We start from the raw sequence: 19,759 nt of genomic DNA on the forward strand, positions 1-19,759 counted from the left end.
ACAGGGTGTACTCACAAGCTCTAGAAAATTTGGAGCCACAATTGTGAACATCGAGCTTCGACACTTGCATTACTTTATAGCTGTGGCGGAAGAGCTGAACTTTGGGCGGGCAGCTGAACGACTCCACATTGCTCAACCTCCGCTGACTCGGCAAATTCGTCATCTAGAAGAGGAGTTGGGAGTAAAACTCTTTCACCGCACCACGCGCCGGATTCAGTTAACAGAGCCAGGCCGAGTTTATTTGGCGGAAGCCCGTCGAGTGCTAGCGCAGATTCAAGAAGGGATTGTTCTGGCACGGCTTGCCAGTCGGGGTGAGATAGGTCGGCTTGTTATCGGATTTGAGGGTTCCTCTGCCTATGACATCGTGCCGTTGTCGGTAAAGGTCTTCAAAGAACGGTTTCCTAAAGTAAACCTAATTGTATACGAGATGACCACAGGCGATCAGGTACAAGCTCTACATAATGCTCACATTGAAATTGGCTTCGTTGTACCGCCACTCTCTAATGCTTGCAATCTCATGGTTGAAAACATCTTGCGAGAGCCACTAGTCGTAGCTCTACCACAGACACATCATCTCTCTAACCAATCAGAGTTGAATATGGCAAACCTTAACGACGAAACCTTCATAATCTGTCCACGCCATCATAAGTGTGGCCTATATGACCATGTAATTGCAGTTTGTCATCAGGCTGGTTTTAGTCCAAGACTCACTCAAGAAACTTCGGAGGTGCAAAGTATATTGGGCTTTGTTGCAGCAGGGCTTGGCGTTGCCTTATTACCTGCTTCCGTCACGCATTTACAGAAATCAGGAGTAGTTTATCGGAGGTTACAACCCCCCACTGCGGAGCTTGAGTTGGCGATCGCCTGGCAAAGAGAGAAATCGTCCCCCATGTTGCCAGCCTTTATTGAAATCGTCAAAGAATTTGCTCGTCAAATGGCTAATGAAAACGGCTATCAAACAGGAGAGTAGTTTTTAAATACATCTGAATTCATACACAAAAATTTATTAATACTCATATGGTATGAATTACTTTCAAAAAAAGTATTTGACAAATACTAAATTGTGAAATTATATCGAATTTTATTCTCTAAAATTTATGTATAAATGTATTTATAAAAAGAATGTAAAAATAATTTCAATCTAGTATATTCAAACCTATGATGAATAAAAATTGACTCAAATTAGCCCCAAATAAAGAAAACTTTAAAGAAGTTACAAACTGGATGCATTTGAGAAATTAATAACTTTTCATAAAAAGCTTTATCAACAAGAAATCTCTTCAAATTCACGAGCTATTTAACCAAAAGGAGTTGAAATTATGTTTGAAAAACTTTTTAAATGGCGACACAATCAAGTCGGTCAAGAAACGCAAGACAAACTTGCTGTAGATCCTATCTGCGGTATGACAGTGGAAAAAGCTACAGCACTAAAATCAGAACGAAACGGACAGACCTATTATTTTTGCAGTGCCGTTTGCCAGCGCACCTTTGAATCATCACAAGCCGAGTGAACTTTTACTACAGAAATAAATAACAAATAAATTCAACTTAATGTCTTCGACAACGAAGGGTAAGCAGAGGCACCTGTAAAACTCAAAACTCTAAACAGGAATTTGGAGAAAGATGACAAGAACCAACAAGCATACACATCACGGACATACACATGCAAGCACGGTAGCAGCAAATCCGGGAGAGATGGCGAAAGACCCCATCTGCGGTATGGTAGTGCCTAAAGCCACATCGCTGAAGACAGAACGAAGCGGATGCACTTACTACTTTTGCAGCCAGACTTGCCTAAACACGTTTTTAGATCCTGAAAGAGAACTCAAATCTATGCGGAACCGCGTCACCCTTGCGTTGACGGGGGTGTTGCTTTTGGCAATTCTCAGGGCTGCGGCTTTTCTGGGACTAGCGGCAGGTGTCACCCTTGTAACTTGGGTTCCCATCCCAGCCCTACCTTGGTTCACGTGGGGCGTATGGCTATTTCTTTTGACTACACCAATACAGTTCATTGGTGGGTGGTCATTTTATCTAGGTTCGTGGAATGCTATCCGCACCCGCCACATTAATATGGATTTCCTAATAGCTCTAGGAACCACTGTAGCTTACATTTACAGCGTAGTAGTCGTCTTCTTTCCTAACTTGTTGCCTGTTCGAGTCGAAGAGCGTGATGTCTACTTTGAGGTATCCGCTATCATTATTGCCTTTGTCTTGCTAGGCAAGTACATGGAAGAAATCATCAAGAAGAATTCATCGGCTGCTGTCCGCAAACTCTTGGATCTAAAACCTGCTACCGCAAGAGTTATCCGAGATGGGATGGAGATAGAAATTCCAGCAGAGAGTGTGATGGTGGGTGAAACCGTTGTGGTGCGTCCAGGTGAGAAAGTACCAACAGATGGAGTTGTCCTGGAAGGGTCTTCTTCTATAGACGAGTCAATGTTGACTGGGGAGTCTATACCCGTAGAAAAAAGACCAGGGGCGGAAGTGATTGGCGGAACCTTAAACAAAACAGGACTTTTCCGCTTTCAGGCTACTCGCGTGGGAGCAGAAACGGCACTGGCTCAAATTATCAAGTTTGTTGAAGAAGCTCAAGGTAGCAGCGCTCAAGTTCAACGACTTGCTGATAAAGTGACTGGTTATTTTGTCCCTGCTGTGGTGTTGATAGCAATGATTGCCTTTATTGGCTGGTTGCTGGTTGGTAATTTTCCCCAAGCGTTGCTGGCATTTATTGCGGTACTCATCATTTCCTGTCCTTGTGCCTTGGGAGTCGCTACACCAGCTGCCTTAATGGTGGGTGTGGGTAAAGGTGCAGAAAACGGGATCTTGATCCGAGGTGGTGAGGTTTTGGAACGCGCTGAGAAACTCTCTACAGTTGTTTTTGATAAAACTGGAACATTGACACGCGGAGAACCCAGTGTTACGGATATTGTTGCTTTGACAGATCGTCCAGAAGATGAAATTCTCCGGCTAGCCGCTGCTGTAGAAGCGGGTTCTGAGCATCCTTTGGGTGAAGCAATTGTACGGGCAGCCAAACACCAAATGCTAGACATTCCCAAAGTCAATGATTTTGAAGCAATTCCCGGACATGGTATTCGAGGAGAGGTGAACAGCGATCGCATCTTACTGGGAAATCGTCGGTTATTCCAACAACAAGGCTATGCCGTCAGCCCTGAAGTTGAACGCTTATTGACTCAATTGGAATCAGACGGCAAGACGGCCATGTTGGTTGGTTGCAATGGTCTATTGATGGGGATAGTTGCAGTAGCTGATACGTTGAAGCCAGAAGCTAAGGAAGCAATTGCAGCCTTACGTAAAGAGAAAGTGAAGGTAGTCTTGCTGACTGGGGATAACCAGCGTACTGCTGAAGCGATCGCTCGTCAAGTGGGAATCGATAGGGTAATTGCTGAAGTTTTGCCAGGTGATAAAGCCCAAGTTGTCAAAGAAATTCAGCAGCGCGGCGAAGCAGTGGCAATGGTGGGCGATGGAGTAAATGATGCACCCGCACTGGCAACTGCTGATATTGGTATCGCGATCGGCTCCGGTGCCGATGTCGCGAAAGAAACAGGAGGCATCATTTTGGTGAAAAACGATGTGCGCGATGTAGTAAAAGCTATCCGCTTGTCTCGCGCCACCATGATCAAGATTAAACAAAATCTGTTCTGGGCTTTTATTTACAACACGATAGGGCTTCCTATTGCAGCTTTCGGTTACTTAAGTCCGATTATTGCCGCTGCTGCTATGGCTTTGAGTTCTCTATCAGTAATTGTCAATTCGTCCCTGTTGAAGGGGTTTAAGTTATCTAGCACATCATCCTAGAAAAGGAGGTTTTTTATGATTCATCAACATAGACATTATTCCTTCCAACTTAATAACTTGTCTGCAAACCAGGCACTATTTATTGTCTTCACTGTTACTGCTTTTTTACTGGTAGCTGTTTCTCGCTCACCTATAGTTTCTATGATTCTTTACGCCATACCACTGGTCTTTATTTTGATGTCTTTTCCTATCTCAATTACGTTTTTTAGAAAAAAGCCAGTAGCAAATAATCCACCCTTAATGTTACCACCAGCTAAAAAGCTGATTTCGCTGTAGAGATACACAAGTAGAGAATTTCAATTACTACAAGTTAAGAAAACATGACCCACCAACACAATCATCAATCTAGCACAAGAATATCAGTTGTAAAAATCGCATTGTTTGTCTTTATCGCCATCATAGCCTTCTTTCTCATCGCAGAACATTGGGCGCATATAGTTGGTCTTCCGCCGCTATTCTTAATTCTGGGAATTTGTATAATTATGCACTTATTTATGCATGGTGGACATGGTGGACATGGAGGAGGCGGTGGAGGCAATAACCAATCTCAATAAAGGCAATTGGCACAAAATAACTAGATATATCACCACAAGATAAGGAAATTTAACTATGAAAGATATACCTGCTTATGGTCTTTGGTCTTTAGTAATTATCAATTCACTGATATTCATCATTTTTGCCTTCAGCTTCACAAAGCCAAAAAGTCCTCGTGATTGGCGTTCATTTGGTGCTTTCTCAGCCTTTATTGTCGCGTTATTTACGGAAATGTATGGGTTTCCATTGACCCTTTACTTACTATCAGGTTGGCTACAAACTCGCTTTCCACAACTAGATATTTTTTCTCATGATGCCGGACATCTTTGGTGGACAATACTTGGTATGAAAGGCAACCCACATTTCAACTTACTCCACATCCTGAGTAATATATTCATTTTCGGTGGACTCATCTATCTTGGCTCTGCCTGGGAAGTCCTTTACAAAGCCCAACGCAGTCACACGCTAGCGACTTCTGGACCTTACGCAACAATTCGTCATCCCCAATATGTAGCTTTTATTATCATCATGTTCGGATTCCTGCTTCAGTGGCCGACAATCTTGACGTTGTTAATGTTCCCGGTACTGGTGTGGATGTATACACGGCTGGCACGCCAGGAGGAGCGTGATGCACTTGCAGAATTTGGTGATGAGTACCGACGCTATGCCGAGAATACACCCGCCTTTTTCCCTCGTTGGGGGAGCGCCAAAAATCGCACAAATAAACATCCTGAAATCTAAGCTTTCTCGCTCCTATGGAATTCATACAGAAGTTTAGTAGATTATGAAATTTAAATTTAGGCGATCGCGACATCTGGTAGTAGTACTCATACTACTGGCTTTAGTACTCAGCCTCCTGATTGCAAGACTATACGGTGGCTTTACAACCAGTAGTAAAAATATACAACACGGCAAGTCTATGCCTGGGATGAGTATAGACAACGACTCCATGCCCAGAACGAATATGGGCGACAACAAATCTCCTGTCCCAGTGTCATCGCTACCATCTACACCCATAAGTAGTGTTACTCAAATGCATGGTTTTGTCATGCCGCCAGGAATGATCATGACTTCTGATATGAGCATGGAGGCGATGGAAGACATGGCAGCAGTAGACTTGACAAAGATTTCCTACACGGCTCCTGTCGATGCACGGGGCGACCAGATTCTAACACCCAAAATAGAGAACGGTGTTAAAGTTTTTAATCTGGATGTTTCTTTGATTAAGTGGAATATTCTACCGGATGTCCAAGTGGCTGCCTACGCCTTTAACCATCAAATTCCAGGCCCCCGTATTCAGGTAACTGAGGGCGATCGCGTGCGGATCGTTGTCAAGAACAACTTACCAGAATCAACGAGTGTCCATTGGCACGGGATGATTTTGCCCAATGCGATGGACGGTGCAGCAAATGTTACCCAGAAGCCAATCGCACCAGGCGCAAGTTTTACTTACGAGTTCACAGTTAAGCAACCAGGTACTTACTTTTATCACTCTCATCAGGACGTTGACCGTCAGCAAACCCTGGGAATGTATGGTGCGCTGATCGTCGCTCCTAAGGATAAATCCAATACCCCAGCTTATGACCAAGATGTTGTTATACAACTGCAAGAGTGGACATTCAAGCAAGGCTATACCTTCCCGGCAATGCCAATGGAAGGGCTAATGCCAAACTTCTTCACAATTAACGGCAAGGCTTTTCCCACTACCGAAACAATCAACGCCAAGGTTGGTGAGAAGATCCACTTCCGCTTTATTGGCTCAAACAATGCCTTCATCCACCCAATGCATATTCATGGTGGCCCGTTCAAAATCATTGAAACAGATAGCAATTCACTACCTGCCACTGCCCAAATTGAGAAGGATACTATCAATGTGGGTCCTGGTGAACGCTACAACGTGATTTGGACAGCCCGCGATCAGGGTAAGTGGTTACTGCATTGTCACATTCCTCACCATACAACAAATGACAACGCTGAAGTACAAGGAGCAGGAGGTTTAACCATGATTATTAATGTTACCTAAGCTAAAACAGACTTCTCAACATAGGCAAGCCATTGATTTTTTACATCAGCTAATAATGCTCAATTTATTATGGCAATGATTCAAGTTTTAAAAACATTAAATTAATAGGAGTTTCATTATGGTATCGCCCACTCACGATCGGGAAAATCATCACCTTAGCAGGAACTCTTTTACTAAATTAAGAACGCGATCGCTCTCTCTTGCCACAGCTATAATCACAGGCTTAGTCTACTCAATCTGTATCCTATTTATTGCCTTAGCACCAAAAGCAGCAATGGCTTTTTTCAGCTACATTCTCCATGCGGACTTGAGCAATATTGCCCGAACAGTTACCTGGGGAAGCTTCATTGTTGGTCTTCTATTTTGGTCTGTAGGAACGGCTTTATATGCTGCCCTGATAGCTCGACTCTACAACAGCTTTGCAACTAGGTAAGAAGTCAAATATACATGAAAAACCTTTGTAATTCTATGGCAGTAATACATGGCGGCTACCTTACTAGGAGCCACTGCACGTCTACATTTAGTACGTCCTGCAAAATTAGCAAACATAGAGTACCAGTACAAACACGAGGTATTCAATGAAAATTCAAACAGCTTATTTACCCAATTACTTACCAACCTTGTCTCAATGCGATGACAACTACAGTGTAGAAGTCGCAATCCTGCAACGCCTTTTGGTCTTCTACGGCTACCTTAATAGCAATGCTGTTAATGGTGTCTTCGGATCTGACACCGATAACGCAGTGAGACAATTTCAACATGACAATGCTCTTTACGAAGATGGCACCGTTGGGCCTCATACCTGGGCGACACTAGCTGGTATCCCTTTCGAGAACAGTTAGAGACAGAGGCTCGCAGAGTCGGAATGAAATTGACCAAGGGAGAGTGCGCTAGTGCCGCATATGAGCAGAAGTAAACAATCAGTTGACAAAAGGTCAAAAGCAAGGGAGTAAAAGATTTTTTAACTTTAAACTTCTGAATACTTGACTTCCGCGTAGACGCACGTAGCGTGGCTTCTCGCAAAGTAGCGGTGCTAGTGCTTTTCTAATTTTTTTGCAAAACAACCAAATTTAACAATTAAAGCCCAATTTACACAGGAGGAAACTATGAGCGATTTAATTGCTATCGGCTTTAAAGATGAGTTTAAAGCAGAAGAGGTTCTGATTGATCTAAGAAAACTGGAACTAGAGTATCTTATCGACCTAGAAGATGCTGCCATTGTTGTCAGAAATAAAGAAGGCAAAGTCAAGATTAAGCAAACCCAAGAACTCGTGACTTCTGGTGCGTTAACTGGAGGTTTTTGGGGACTGCTTCTTGGTTTGATATTCTTTCACCCAATTTTGGCTCTCTTTGGTGCGGCTGCTGGCGCAATTTCGGGAGCGCTCACAGATATTGGCATTGACGATAACTTTATCCGAGAACTTGGTAACACACTAGAACCGGGAACATCTGCCCTATTTATACTGGTGAAAAAGTCTACTCCAGACAAAGTTTTAGACGATTTGAGGAAATTTGAGGGTAAGGTTTTACGAACTTCGCTATCAAAAGAAGATGAAGCAAAGCTACAGGCAGCTTTAACAAAAATTGAAGCCCAAGAAGAGGTTTTCGACAAGATTTAATTTCCACAACTAACTACAAAATTTTCATCCTACCCTACGGTTGATGCTACCGCCTATACCAGTAGGGGAGGGAGAAATTGCAGGAATATTATGTTTACGACAATGTGGCCTCAGACTCGAAAAAAATCAAAGAGTGGGCATCACAAGGGTTAGTAACTATCAGAACAAGAGAAAACCCATGAATCCTATTTTAAAAGACCCAGTTTGTGGCATGACCGTTCAACCAGGCAGAGAAATCACTGCCTTTTACCAGGAGCAAAAAATTCACTTCTGCTCCGAATTTTGTCGAAATAAATTTTTTCAGCATCCAGAGCTATACATCACCACACTAACTACCACCAGCTACGAAGAAGCCAAAGAAAATCGGCGGATTGCCTATTTCTCGATGGAGGTGGCTGTTGGTTCTGCTATGCCAACTTACAGTGGCGGCTTAGGTATACTGGCTGGCGACACTTTGAAATCCTTTGCCGATTTGCGAATACCTGCGGTTGGGGTAAGTCTACTCTATCGCAAAGGTTATTTTGACCAAAAGCTGGATGAGTGGGGAGGACAGCAGGAATTTCCTGTTTTGTGGAGTCCCGAACGTTTCCTGCACCTTTTGCCTGAAACCGTTCAGGTAGAAATTGAGCAGAGAACTGTACAAGTTCGAGCCTGGCAGTATGACATTGTTGGTTTAAGTGGCTACAACGTCCCTTTAATTTTGTTAGATACCGATGTTGATAAAAACACTGATTATGACCGTACTTTAACTGATTTTCTCTATGGCGGGGATGAGCGATATCGGCTGGCGCAGGAAATTCTGCTGGGGATTGGTGGTGTCAGAATGCTCAACGTCCTCGGTTACAGGGAAATTGAAAGATTCCATATGAACGAAGGACACGCCAGTTTGCTGCTTTTGGAGTTGCTAAAAGAACGAAACGGGATAAATACAGAAGCATGGAATTTTAGCAGCATCAGAAATCAATGCGTCTTTACCACTCATACCCCTGTTCCAGCAGGGCACGACCAGTTTGACTACGGTTTAGTGCAGTATAGTTTAGGGCAAATAGTGCCGTTTGATGTACTGCAAATGCTGGGGGGACACGATCGCCTAAACATGACTATGCTAGGACTAAACTTGAGCCACTATGTCAACGGTGTTGCCAAGCGGCACGAGGAAGTTTCGCAAGAAATGTTCCCCGGCTATCCCATCCACCACATTACAAATGGTGTTCACTCATGGACATGGACTTGTGACAGCTTTAGAACCCTCTACGATCAATATATTCCTGGCTGGAGTAACGATCCCTCAATGCTAAGGCACGCCATCAGTATTCCCCAACAGGAGATTTGGAATGCTCATTTAGCGGCTAAAGCTCGTCTTTTAACTTACATTCAGGAAAAAACCGATTTTTCGCTATCTGCGGAGACTCTGACGATTGGCTTTGCTCGCAGAGCTACTCTTTACAAGCGGGCAGATTTAATTTTTTCAGATATCGATCAACTTTTGGAAATTGCCAAACAGGTTGGTTCTTTACAGTTTATTTTTGCTGGTAAGGCGCACCCCAAAGATTACGCTGGCAAGGAGTTAATTCGACGGATATTTGAAATTTCCCACCGATTACAGAAACAGATACCTATAGTTTTTTTGGAAAATTACGACATGGAGCTATCCAAGCTGATTGTATCTGGCGTGGATCTATGGCTCAACACGCCACAGCGACCTTTAGAAGCTTCCGGTACATCGGGTATGAAAGCAGCACATAACGGTGTTCCCAGTTTCAGCATACTCGATGGTTGGTGGATTGAGGGACATATCGAAGGGGTGACTGGCTGGTCTATTGGTTCTAGAGAACCTGAGTTTTCTGGTTCAGATGTCCTGAACCGCCAGGATGCAAAGGACTTATATCAGAAGTTGAAAAACGTAATTGTACCCTTGTTTTATCAGGAGCGCGAGTGGTGGGTGGATGTAATGCGACATGCGATCGCACTAAATGCCTCATTTTTTAATACCCACCGTATGGTACAGCAGTATGTCACGAATGCCTATCTGCCCTGAAGGTTTTTCTAAAACTTAGGAGGGTTCTATGTTTCACAAGATTTTGGTTGCAATAGATTGTTCTAAATTTAGCAAGCGTGTTTTTGAAGAGGCACTTGCCCAAGCAAAAGCCAACGCAGCAAGCCTTATGGTGTTACACGTTTTATCTCCAGATGAAGAGGATTGTCCAGATACCTCTGGACTTTTAAACACCTATTATTACGCGGGAACAGATAGCGAAGCTGCTCAACACTGCCAAAAAATGTGGGAGGAATTTTCCCAAAAGGGTTTGGAGATGGTAAAGGCGCGCGCCGCCGAAGCAATAGCCGCCGGAGTGAACGCAGAATTTACTCAGAAACCTGGCAGTCCCGGTCGAACTATCTGTGATGTCGCTCGTACTTGGGAGGCTGACTTAATTGTAATTGGGCGACGGGGTCATTCAGGTTTGAGTGAGTTATTTCTGGGGAGTGTCAGTAATTACGTACTCCACTATGCTCCTTGTTCAGTCCTAACTGTGCAGTTCCAGATCAAGACAAGTAAGCAACCTGCACAAAGTCGTGAAGCGGCATGATTTCCACTAATCAAAAACTAATTAATAGTAAGGAGAACGAGAATGCTTCTAATTCATTCGCAATATCAATCTAGTTTCGATGTCGCCATGTATTGTGCGGTGGAGTGCGAACACTGTGCTGAAGCCTGTACAGGTCATGCAGAAATGATCAGATGTGCCCGCATCTGCCTTGATTGTGCTGAGATTTGCCGCACTTGCGCCATCTACATGGTGCGAGGGTCGTACTTTGTTGCCCATCTGGCGCGGACTTGTGCTGATATCTGCGAAGCTTGTGCCATTGAATGCGAAAAGTACGATATGGAGCATTGCCGCAAATGTGCTCATGCTTGTCGGCAGGCAGTGGAGGCATACCGCAAGATTGCGGATATTGCGGCAGCATAAGCTAGATGTACAGGGCAAACGTATCTTGTTCTCAACTACTTGCTAGATAAAGTGGTTGCCCAGCAAGGCTACTCAAATTTAGATGCCTACGCCCTTTCGGATGGATTTCTACTCTCAATCTGACTACCTAGTAGCAAAAGTTTAGTCATGAAAATTATTCATCTCCAATTAGAAAACATCATGTGTGACTTTTGTGCCGAAGTGATCGAGCGAGCACTTCACAGTCTTCCAGGTATTAGTGAGTGCAGTGTGAACTCTACTGAGAAGCGAGCGACTATTGAATACAATCCACAGCTTACAAATCTGGAGACCATCCAGAAAGCTCTAGAGATTGCGGGTTACGCCGCGCGACCATTGGATAAGCAGTTTAATTGAGGATTAACTTATGCAGCACGAACAGGGCCATCACGGACACCATTCACACAGTGCTTCCACTTCCCCCAGTAAACATGAGGGGCACGATAAACACGCTGGACATAACCCGGAGATATTTAAGCGACGCTTCTTTATCTGTCTTGTGCTGACGCTACCCGTTCTTTACTACGATCCAGCTTTTCAGGGTTGGTTTGGCTATGAAGCAGTACAGTTTCCAGGTTCAAACTGGGTGGGGCCTTTCCTAAGTATCATAATTTACTTTTACGGCGGTTGGGTCTTCCTCAAAGGAGCTTGGTACGAACTTCGGAGCAAAGTTGGGATGATGACCCTGATCGCTCTGGCGATTACCGTTGCCTTCGTTTACAGTCTGGCAATTACCTTTTTGAGATTAGAGGGACAGTCGTTCTATTGGGAACTGGTTACCCTAGTAGATATTATGCTGCTGGGTCACTGGATTGAGATGGCATCGGTGCAGGGAGCTAGTCGTGCCTTGGAACACCTGGCAAACCTTGTGCCAGACATTGCTCATCGCCTGGTGCAGGGACGGATTGAGGATGTACCCGTAGGAGAGTTACAACAAGGTGATAGAATTCTCATTCGTCCTGGAGAACAGATTCCCATTGACGGGGAGGTGGAAGAAGGAGCTTCTAGCGTCAATGAAGCATTTCTCACCGGAGAGTCGCGTCCGATTACGAAGCAAGTAGGGGATGAGGTGGTTGCAGGTGCTGTCAATGCTGAAGGTGCTTTAACCGTCAAGGTAACACGCACGGGAGAGCAGACAACTCTGAACCAGATTATGCGCTTGGTGGAAGAAGCCCAATCGTCACGCAGCCGTTTTCAGGCGCTGGCGGATCAGATTGCCTACTGGCTAACCTTGATTGCTATTGGAGTAGGAACACTGACGTTTGTTGTCTGGTTTGGGTTGAATGCTGGGTTAGTGTTCGCTATTGAACGAGCCGTTACAGTGCTTGTAATTGCCTGTCCCCATGCTCTCGGTTTGGCAATCCCACTAGTAATTGTTAACGCCACTGGCTTATCTGCAAAGCATGGAATTTTGGTGCGACGGCGAGAAGCGTTTGAGCGTGCCCGGAAAATTAAGGCGATCGCTTTTGACAAAACTGGAACTCTCACTGAAGGTCGGTTTGGGGTACAGCGGATTTACACCGAGGGTATGGATGAGCTAGAAGCACTCTCTATTGCTGCTGCTTTGGAAGCTTTGTCAGAACACCCCTTGGCTCAAGCAGTGGTGCAAGAAGCCGAGATCCGTCAAGTGTCTCTGGCAAAAGCGAGAGATTTCCAAGCTGTTGCAGGCAAAGGGGTTGAAGGTACTGTCAATGGCAAACGCTATCGAGTTGGGCGACCGGAATGGGCGCAGGAATTGAATCTGGCTTTCTCTGCCAAGCTGCAAACGGGTTTGGAAAACATTGAGTCTCGTGGCGAGAGTGCGATCGCCCTGTTAAACTCGGAGCGTATGATTGCTCTGTTTGGACTGGCAGACCAAGTGCGAGAACAGGCACGTACCGCAGTACAGCGACTCCAAGAAATGCAGGTTCAGGTAGTTATGATTACCGGAGATGCTGAAGCAGTCGCAAAAACTGTTGCAGAGGATTTAAGTATTGACCGTTACTATGCCCGCATCCTACCGCAGGACAAAGCTGCTATTGTACGTAAATTAAAAGCATCACAGCCTACGGCGTTTGTTGGCGATGGTATAAACGATGCACCTGCTTTGTTTGAGTCAGATTTGGGACTCGCCATCGGAGCAGGCACTAATGTAGCAATTGAGTCTGCTGATTTAGTACTGGTTAAGAGTAATCCTTTAGACGCTGCCTATGCCTTAAAACTATCAAAAGCTACCTACGGGAAAATGCGTCAGAACCTTGTTTGGGCAACGGGTTACAACGTTATTGGTATTCCCCTAGCAGCTGGTGTTGCCTATCCTTTAGGTATCTTGCTTCCTCCAGCTTTAGCAGCAGTGTTCATGAGTGTTTCTACTGTAGTTGTATCTATTAATGCAATGCTGCTGCGACGAGTGCAGTTAGGTTAAGCATAGTTTGGGACTTGTAGCACACAGAGTTAACAGACTCTGATAATCAGATGGAAATAAATCAAATTCTTTGTAGAAATCTTACCATGAATCAAGACTATAAATTACAAAATACTCCTCAAATTTACAGGCGATGTGCCCTCAGACTTAAAGCATTCTTAATAGCAATTGCTTCAGCAATAATAACCGGAGTCATCCTTTTAGCCTGTATATTATTTATCGTCTTGATATCTCAAGCAATAATGACATTGTTTAACTATATCTTTCACATTGACCTAACCTCAAAGCATCAAAATTTTCATTTGATAAAGTTTTTGCTCACTCTTCTATCTTTTGTCTTGGGAACGGGTATATTTTTTGCGCTATTAATTCCCCTTTCCGACTGGTTTATGGCAAAAAAATTACCAGAGATACCACCAGATAAATTTGATGAGTCTTCTAATTAGAACCTGTTAACCTTTGGCTCAATCAAAGTTTTAGGAAAGTTTACAATCTCGCAATCTCCTAATTACTAATTATCAAACACGAAAAAGATAAAGCTTCCGAAGTAAAAACTCAATTTGTACTTCCTTTTCCTAAAGATTTAGTAACTATGACAACAACAATTTCCATACAGTCAAAACCTCTTAACGCAGAAGAATTGCGTAAAATAAATGCCTACTGGCGTGCAGCTAACTACATTTCTGTTGGGCAAATATATCTACTCGATAATCCCCTGCTGAAAGAACCACTGACGCTGGAACACGTTAAACCGCGACTCTTGGGTCACTGGGGAACAACTCCTGGTCTAAACTTTGTCTACGTTCACCTCAATCGAGTTATCAAAAAATATGGCCTAAACATGATTTACATTGCAGGCCCTGGTCACGGTGGCCCCGGACTGGTAGCAAATACATACTTGGAAGGGACTTACAGTGAATATTATCCCAACATTTCTCAAGATGCCGAGGGCATGAAAAAACTTTTCAAACAGTTTTCCTTCCCTGGTGGTATACCCAGCCATGTTGCACCAGAAACTCCTGGTTCAATCCACGAAGGCGGTGAATTGGGTTATGCCCTTTCCCACGCCTATGGCGCTGCTTTTGACAATCATGACTTGATAGTTGCTTGTGTTGTAGGTGATGGCGAAGCGGAAACTGGGGCTTTAGCAACTAGCTGGCATTCCAACAAGTTTCTCAACCCAGTGCATGATGGTGCAGTTCTCCCAATTCTTCATCTCAATGGGTATAAAATTGCCAATCCGACCGTACTGGCACGGATGAGTCATCAAGAGTTGGAAAGCTTATTTTTCGGTTATGGCTACAAGCCTTATTTTGTTGAAGGTTCCGAACCGGAAACTATGCACCAACACATGGCAGCAACACTCGATATCGTTATCCAGAAAATTCACGAAATTCAAGAACACGCACGCAAAAACGGTTTTCAACAGCGTCCCCAATGGCCCATGATTATTTTAAAATCTCCCAAAGGTTGGACAGGGCCGAAAGAAGTTGATGGGAAAAAGACGGAAGATTACTGGCGATCGCACCAAGTTCCTTTTGGGGAATTAGCTAGTAAACCCCAACACCTGAAACTTCTTGAGGAGTGGATGCAAAGTTACAAGCCGCAGGAACTATTCGACGAAAATGGCAGGCTGCATCCGGAATTAGCGGAACTCGCACCTCAAGGACACCAACGTATGGGCGATAATCCCCATGCCAACGGTGGTATCCTGCTACGCGACCTTAAAATACCTGACTTCCGAGATTATGCTATTGATGTACCTAAACCGGGGACTAATATTGCTGAAGCTACCAAGGTGATGGGCAAATTTCTCCGAGATGTCATGCGAGAGAACTTGCAAAGCCAGAATTTTCGCATTTTTGGACCCGACGAAACCGAATCCAATCGTTTAGGTGCAGCATTGGAAGCTACAGATAGGGCTTGGGTTGCTGAAATACTCCCTGAAGACGAACACCTGTCACCCAACGGGCGGGTGATGGAAATTCTCAGTGAAACTACTTGCCAAGGTTGGTTAGAAGGCTATCTGCTTACAGGCCGTCACGGTTTCTTTTCCTGCTACGAGGCGTTTATCCACATCATCGACTCCATGTTTAATCAGCACGCCAAGTGGTTGAAAACCACTCGTCACATCCCTTGGCGCAGACCAATTGCTTCACTTAATTACCTCCTTACCTCCCACGTGTGGCGACAAGACCATAATGGTTTTTCACACCAAGATCCCGGTTTTATCGACCATGTAGTCAACAAGAAAGCTGAGGTAATTCGGGTGTATTTGCCCCCTGATACTAACACCTTACTATCGGTGACAGACCACTGCCTGAAAAGTCGTAATTATGTCAACGTGATTGTCGCTGGTAAACAACCTGCATTACAGTACCTTGATATGGATGCTGCTATCAAGCATAGTACTAAAGGTATTGGCATCTGGGAGTGGGCCAGCAATGACCAAAGTAGCGAACCCAACGTAGTTATGGCTTGTGCGGGGGATATTCCTACCCTAGAGACCTTGGCAGCAGTTGATATTATGCGTCAGTACTTCCCTGAGTTAAAAATACGGGTAGTGAATGTAGTTGACTTGATGAAACTACAGCCACAAAGCGAGCATCCACACGGTTTATCTGATAAAGATTTTGACACAATCTTTACTAGCGACAAGCCTATTATCTTTGCTTATCACGGCTATCCTTGGCTAATTCATCGTCTTACCTATCGTCGGACGAACCATAAAAATCTCCATGTTCGAGGTTACAAAGAGGAGGGAACTACAACCACTCCCTTTGACATGGCGGTGCTTAACGATTTAGACCGCTTCCATCTCGTCATGGACGTGATTGACCGTGTGCCACAACTCGGATATAAAGCTGCTTATGTCAAGCAGATGTTGCAAGACAAGCTGATAGAACACAAGCACTATATTCAGCAGCATGGTGAGGATATGCCTGAAGTTAGCAACTGGAAATGGTCGTATTAGCAGAGATTTTCTTGTTTGATTTCAGGAGGCATATTTATGCACAAACAAATTTTTGATACTTCGGATAATTCAGATATCCAAAAAGATAAAAATGCCCAAAATTTAGTCAGCAAAATTATTGGCACATTTCTAATGTTTGCTGCTTGCTTAATGGTTTGCCATTCTCTTGGACTCATTCATATAGCAATACGGCATTTCTCTCTCTAAATTTCCTGTTAGGAGATGTTCAATGAGGTTGAGGTTTTTATACGTTAATGACTTTTTGCTACACAGCTCTATATGCCTCTTTAAATACCCACGGCATAGTTCATCAGTATTTTACTAATACTTTTTTGCCTTAAAGGCTACTTCTATGAACCGGCCCCCATTACCGTTTTGGAGTATCCCAACTGCCAAATTGCTTGAGGAACTAGAAACTACACCGCAGGGATTGACGGATGAAGAAGCCAAGCTGCGACTGGTGCGCTATGGCTTCAATCTCTTGAAGCCCAAACGGAAATTAGACGCTTTTATGCTTCTAGTGGCTCAATTCCAAAATCCAGTTATTCTCATCCTGATATTTGCTGCTGGTTTGTCGTTCTTCGTCCATGACCATACAGACGGTTTGATTATCTTGGCAATTGTTTTTGTCAGTGGACTATTGGGTTTCTGGCAGGAGTGGGGAGCTGCTGATGCTGTTGAAAAGCTGCTGGCAATTGTCCAAGCTAAAGTAGTGGTGCGGCGAAATAACAATACTCAGACTGTTTCTCCAGAAGAAATTGTTCCTGGAGATGTTTTTGTTCTCACCGCAGGAGAAACGATTCCAGGGGATTGCGTAATTCTAAAATCCAAAGACCTCTTTGCTGATGAGGCAGCTTTAACTGGGGAAACCTACCCAGTCGCTAAAATAGCTGGCGTATTGCCATCAGAGACACCCCTTAGTCAGCGAACCAATGTGCTTTTTATGGGTACTCATATAGTTAGTGGACAAGGGGAAGCAGTAGTAGTATATACAGGCAAATATACGGAATTTGGTAAAGTCTCGGAGCGATTGCAACTCAGACCACCAGAGACTGACTTTGAACATGGTATCCGGCGATTTGGCTACTTCCTCTTAGAAGTCACTTTGATACTGGTGATTGCCATTTTTGCAATTAACGTCTACCTAGCACGCCCAGTTTTAGAGGCTTTTCTCTTTGCATTAGCTTTAGCAGTTGGATTGACTCCGCAGTTACTGCCAGCAATTATCAGTGTTAACCTAGCTCACGGTGCTAAACGCATGGCTAGGCAGAAGGTCATTGTCAAACGCCTTGCCTCTATTGAAAACTTTGGCAGTATGAATGTGCTGTGTTCAGATAAAACTGGCACTTTGACTGAAGGAGTTGTCCACATCCACGCCGCGCTTGATACTGATGGGAATGAGAACGAAGCGGTACTGTTTTATGCCTACCTTAACGCCTTCTATGAAACTGGTTATGTGAACCCGATTGATGAAGCTATCCGTAGTCATCGCCAGTTTGAAGTATTAGGTTATCAAAAATTAGACGAGATTCCCTATGATTTCATCCGCAAGCGATTGAGTATCTTGGTTGGCAAAGATAGCAACCATTTGCTAATCACCAAAGGTGCACTGAACAATGTACTGGCGATATGTTCAAAAGCACAAATGACAGATGGGGCGATCGCCGACATTAATACAGTGCAAGAATTACTCCAGCAGCACTATGAAGATTTTAGTAGACAAGGTTTTCGCACTCTAGGAATTGCCTTACGGGATATTGGTTCTGCTTCCTGCATTACCAAAGACCAAGAAACCGAGATGACTTTTCTGGGCTTCCTGCTCCTTGCCGATCCGCCTAAAGCTGGCATTATCGACACTATCCGCAATTTGGAGTACACAGGTGTTTCCTTAAAAATTATTACGGGTGACAACCAAAAAGTTGCTGCCAACATTGGTCAACAGATGGGATTTGCAAACCCAACGATGCTTACTGGCTCAGACCTGCATCAGATTAGTGATGAAGCACTGCTAAAAAGAGTCAATGAGGTTAATGTGTTTGCTGAGGTTGAGCCAAACCAGAAAGAACGTATTATTTTGGCTTTAAAAAAAGCTGGTAACGTGGTTGGTTACCTGGGAGATGGAATCAACGATGCTTCAGCCCTCCATGTCGCTGATGTTGGAATCTCAGTAAATAGTGCAGTTGATGTAGCAAAAGAGGCAGCTGATATTGTGCTGCTAGAAAAAGACTTGGATGTATTGGTGCAGGGTGTACGGGAAGGACGCATAACCTTTGCAAACACACTCAAGTATGTTTTTATGGCAACCAGCGCTAATTTTGGCAATATGTTTAGCATGGCAGGAGCCTCTCTATTTCTCCCATTTCTGCCACTATTACCCAAGCAGATTTTGCTGACTAATTTGCTAACAGATTTTCCGGAGATGACCATTGCTACTGACAGCGTAGATCGAGATATGGTTAGCAAACCCCGTCGCTGGGATATTCAGTTTATTCGGAATTTCATGCTCGTTTTTGGTTTGATTAGTTCGGTGTTTGACTACCTTACTTTTGGAACACTGCTGTTCATTCTGCGTGCTACACCCGATGAATTTAGAACAGGTTGGTTTATGGAATCGGTAATTTCTGCTTCGCTAATTGTATTAGTAATCCGCTCTCGTAAGCCCTTTTTCAAAAGTAAACCAGGTAAGTATTTGTTGATTTCTACGCTGCTAGTTGTGGGTATTACCCTTACCTTTCCCTTCACACCCTTAGCTAAACCGTTTGGTTTTCAGCCTTTGACTCTTTCCTTTATTTTTTGGTTGGGAGCAATTGTTATTACCTATGTTATGACAGCAGATAAGGTAAAGCAAATTTTTTACCAGCGAGTAAAATTTTAATCCTGAATTACATTATTCTGCCTGCATTTTTCAAAAATTGTAAAGATTTCTTAGTTAACTTTTTCTCTGATTTTAGAAATAAATTAGACTATGGTTACTCACAAGCAAGGTTTGTTTTTTATTGGCCAAATAGCGATTCAAAGTGGTGTACCCATCAAAACAATTCGCTATTACGAAGAACTTGGTTTACTGAAATGCTCAGGGAGAACTAAGGGAGGCTTTCGCTTATTTTCACCTGAAGTACTTGACCGTCTCGCATTCATCAAACGCGCTCAAAAATTTGGTCTCAGTCTGGAAGAAATTGGAGAATTTCTCAAAATCTGCGATGAAGAATGTTTTTCTAGTGAAGAAATCACAAAAAAACTGAAAGATACTATTTTGGAAATTGACCCTCAAATCCAACAATTGCGGCGCTTAGAAGCTGAATTGAAAGAGTTAATACCTGGAGTGCAGATAGTTAAAAAATCTAAATGTAAAACTTGTACCAATATTGCTGAAAAACTTAAATAGCATTTTCTTCTCAAATC

The 19,759-nt window shown here is 43.7% G+C and carries 20 protein-coding genes; all 20 read left to right on the forward strand.

Going from position 1 to position 19,759, the window contains the following annotated elements; genetic code table 11:
• The first annotated feature begins 43 nt into the window (after positions 1-43).
• Positions 44-970: a LysR substrate-binding domain-containing protein gene (locus QUB80_RS23400; protein ID WP_289791871.1), complete on the forward strand. Its 927-nt coding sequence runs from the start codon at positions 44-46 to the stop codon at positions 968-970.
• Between the two features lie 349 nt (positions 971-1,319).
• Positions 1,320-1,511, forward strand: coding sequence for a YHS domain-containing protein (locus tag QUB80_RS23405; protein WP_289791872.1), 192 nt, complete (start codon positions 1,320-1,322; stop codon positions 1,509-1,511).
• 112 nt (positions 1,512-1,623) lie between these two features.
• Positions 1,624-3,816, forward strand: a complete 2,193-nt coding sequence (locus tag QUB80_RS23410) for a heavy metal translocating P-type ATPase (RefSeq protein ID WP_289791873.1) — start codon at positions 1,624-1,626, stop codon at positions 3,814-3,816.
• Between the two features lie 15 nt (positions 3,817-3,831).
• Positions 3,832-4,092 (forward strand): hypothetical protein, encoded by a 261-nt coding sequence (locus QUB80_RS23415; protein WP_289791874.1) that lies wholly within the window; start codon positions 3,832-3,834, stop codon positions 4,090-4,092.
• A 44-nt stretch (positions 4,093-4,136) separates the two neighbouring features.
• The gene (locus QUB80_RS23420) at positions 4,137-4,370 is read left to right on the forward strand and encodes a DUF2933 domain-containing protein (protein ID WP_289791875.1); all 234 of its coding nucleotides are present in this window, start codon (positions 4,137-4,139) and stop codon (positions 4,368-4,370) included.
• A 55-nt stretch (positions 4,371-4,425) separates the two neighbouring features.
• On the forward strand, positions 4,426-5,091 hold the full coding sequence (locus QUB80_RS23425) for a methyltransferase family protein (RefSeq protein ID WP_289791876.1): 666 nt from the start codon (positions 4,426-4,428) through the stop codon (positions 5,089-5,091).
• 43 nt (positions 5,092-5,134) lie between these two features.
• Positions 5,135-6,373, forward strand: coding sequence for a multicopper oxidase family protein (locus tag QUB80_RS23430; RefSeq protein ID WP_289791877.1), 1,239 nt, complete (start codon positions 5,135-5,137; stop codon positions 6,371-6,373).
• Positions 6,374-6,491: 118 nt separating this feature from the next.
• Complete coding sequence (locus tag QUB80_RS23435) at positions 6,492-6,806, forward strand: DUF5676 family membrane protein (protein WP_289791878.1); 315 nt, start codon at positions 6,492-6,494, stop codon at positions 6,804-6,806.
• A 145-nt stretch (positions 6,807-6,951) separates the two neighbouring features.
• Positions 6,952-7,215, forward strand: a complete 264-nt coding sequence (locus tag QUB80_RS23440) for a peptidoglycan-binding domain-containing protein (protein ID WP_289791879.1) — start codon at positions 6,952-6,954, stop codon at positions 7,213-7,215.
• Between the two features lie 264 nt (positions 7,216-7,479).
• Positions 7,480-7,992: a DUF1269 domain-containing protein gene (locus tag QUB80_RS23445; RefSeq protein WP_289791880.1), complete on the forward strand. Its 513-nt coding sequence runs from the start codon at positions 7,480-7,482 to the stop codon at positions 7,990-7,992.
• A gap of 178 nt (positions 7,993-8,170) precedes the next feature.
• A complete protein-coding gene (glgP, locus tag QUB80_RS23450) occupies positions 8,171-10,030 on the forward strand; it encodes an alpha-glucan family phosphorylase (protein ID WP_289791881.1) in 1,860 nt (619 codons plus the stop codon).
• Positions 10,031-10,058: 28 nt separating this feature from the next.
• Positions 10,059-10,580: a universal stress protein gene (locus QUB80_RS23455; protein WP_289791882.1), complete on the forward strand. Its 522-nt coding sequence runs from the start codon at positions 10,059-10,061 to the stop codon at positions 10,578-10,580.
• A gap of 42 nt (positions 10,581-10,622) precedes the next feature.
• Positions 10,623-10,961: a four-helix bundle copper-binding protein gene (locus QUB80_RS23460; protein ID WP_502875313.1), complete on the forward strand. Its 339-nt coding sequence runs from the start codon at positions 10,623-10,625 to the stop codon at positions 10,959-10,961.
• 147 nt (positions 10,962-11,108) lie between these two features.
• Positions 11,109-11,336 carry a heavy-metal-associated domain-containing protein gene (locus tag QUB80_RS35085; RefSeq protein ID WP_353962234.1) on the forward strand — a complete coding sequence of 76 codons (228 nt, stop codon included), beginning with the start codon at positions 11,109-11,111 and terminating at the stop codon, positions 11,334-11,336.
• A 10-nt stretch (positions 11,337-11,346) separates the two neighbouring features.
• Positions 11,347-13,383, forward strand: a complete 2,037-nt coding sequence (locus tag QUB80_RS23465; RefSeq protein ID WP_289791884.1) for a heavy metal translocating P-type ATPase — start codon at positions 11,347-11,349, stop codon at positions 13,381-13,383.
• 86 nt (positions 13,384-13,469) lie between these two features.
• Complete coding sequence (locus tag QUB80_RS23470) at positions 13,470-13,829, forward strand: DUF5676 family membrane protein (protein ID WP_289791885.1); 360 nt, start codon at positions 13,470-13,472, stop codon at positions 13,827-13,829.
• 146 nt (positions 13,830-13,975) lie between these two features.
• Entirely contained in the window at positions 13,976-16,357 is a 2,382-nt protein-coding gene (locus QUB80_RS23475) for a phosphoketolase family protein (protein ID WP_289791886.1), read from the forward strand.
• Positions 16,358-16,393: 36 nt separating this feature from the next.
• The gene (locus QUB80_RS23480; protein ID WP_289791887.1) at positions 16,394-16,564 is read left to right on the forward strand and encodes a hypothetical protein; all 171 of its coding nucleotides are present in this window, start codon (positions 16,394-16,396) and stop codon (positions 16,562-16,564) included.
• 145 nt (positions 16,565-16,709) lie between these two features.
• Entirely contained in the window at positions 16,710-19,232 is a 2,523-nt protein-coding gene (gene mgtA / locus QUB80_RS23485) for a magnesium-translocating P-type ATPase (protein ID WP_289791888.1), read from the forward strand.
• Between the two features lie 90 nt (positions 19,233-19,322).
• Positions 19,323-19,742 carry a MerR family transcriptional regulator gene (locus tag QUB80_RS23490; RefSeq protein ID WP_289791889.1) on the forward strand — a complete coding sequence of 140 codons (420 nt, stop codon included), beginning with the start codon at positions 19,323-19,325 and terminating at the stop codon, positions 19,740-19,742.
• The last annotated feature ends 17 nt before the right edge of the window (positions 19,743-19,759 follow it).

The sequence above is a fragment of the Chlorogloeopsis sp. ULAP01 genome, assembly GCF_030381805.1.
Lineage (GTDB): Bacteria > Cyanobacteriota > Cyanobacteriia > Cyanobacteriales > Nostocaceae > Chlorogloeopsis.

What these genes read in the sequence shown, in the direction of transcription:
- QUB80_RS23455 (WP_289791882.1), top strand. Translation starts at nt 10,059, where the DNA reads ATGTTTCACAAGATTTTGGTTGCAATAGATTGTTCTAAATTTAGCAAG.
- QUB80_RS23490 (WP_289791889.1), top strand. Translation starts at nt 19,323, where the DNA reads ATGGTTACTCACAAGCAAGGTTTGTTTTTTATTGGCCAAATAGCGATT.
- QUB80_RS35085 (WP_353962234.1), top strand. Translation starts at nt 11,109, where the DNA reads ATGAAAATTATTCATCTCCAATTAGAAAACATCATGTGTGACTTTTGT.
- QUB80_RS23410 (WP_289791873.1), top strand. Translation starts at nt 1,624, where the DNA reads ATGACAAGAACCAACAAGCATACACATCACGGACATACACATGCAAGC.
- QUB80_RS23445 (WP_289791880.1), top strand. Translation starts at nt 7,480, where the DNA reads ATGAGCGATTTAATTGCTATCGGCTTTAAAGATGAGTTTAAAGCAGAA.
- QUB80_RS23435 (WP_289791878.1), top strand. Translation starts at nt 6,492, where the DNA reads ATGGTATCGCCCACTCACGATCGGGAAAATCATCACCTTAGCAGGAAC.
- QUB80_RS23420 (WP_289791875.1), top strand. Translation starts at nt 4,137, where the DNA reads ATGACCCACCAACACAATCATCAATCTAGCACAAGAATATCAGTTGTA.
- QUB80_RS23475 (WP_289791886.1), top strand. Translation starts at nt 13,976, where the DNA reads ATGACAACAACAATTTCCATACAGTCAAAACCTCTTAACGCAGAAGAA.
- QUB80_RS23430 (WP_289791877.1), top strand. Translation starts at nt 5,135, where the DNA reads ATGAAATTTAAATTTAGGCGATCGCGACATCTGGTAGTAGTACTCATA.
- QUB80_RS23480 (WP_289791887.1), top strand. Translation starts at nt 16,394, where the DNA reads ATGCACAAACAAATTTTTGATACTTCGGATAATTCAGATATCCAAAAA.
- QUB80_RS23460 (WP_502875313.1), top strand. Translation starts at nt 10,623, where the DNA reads ATGCTTCTAATTCATTCGCAATATCAATCTAGTTTCGATGTCGCCATG.
- QUB80_RS23425 (WP_289791876.1), top strand. Translation starts at nt 4,426, where the DNA reads ATGAAAGATATACCTGCTTATGGTCTTTGGTCTTTAGTAATTATCAAT.
- mgtA (WP_289791888.1), top strand. Translation starts at nt 16,710, where the DNA reads ATGAACCGGCCCCCATTACCGTTTTGGAGTATCCCAACTGCCAAATTG.
- QUB80_RS23465 (WP_289791884.1), top strand. Translation starts at nt 11,347, where the DNA reads ATGCAGCACGAACAGGGCCATCACGGACACCATTCACACAGTGCTTCC.
- QUB80_RS23405 (WP_289791872.1), top strand. Translation starts at nt 1,320, where the DNA reads ATGTTTGAAAAACTTTTTAAATGGCGACACAATCAAGTCGGTCAAGAA.
- glgP (WP_289791881.1), top strand. Translation starts at nt 8,171, where the DNA reads ATGAATCCTATTTTAAAAGACCCAGTTTGTGGCATGACCGTTCAACCA.
- QUB80_RS23470 (WP_289791885.1), top strand. Translation starts at nt 13,470, where the DNA reads ATGAATCAAGACTATAAATTACAAAATACTCCTCAAATTTACAGGCGA.
- QUB80_RS23440 (WP_289791879.1), top strand. Translation starts at nt 6,952, where the DNA reads ATGAAAATTCAAACAGCTTATTTACCCAATTACTTACCAACCTTGTCT.
- QUB80_RS23415 (WP_289791874.1), top strand. Translation starts at nt 3,832, where the DNA reads ATGATTCATCAACATAGACATTATTCCTTCCAACTTAATAACTTGTCT.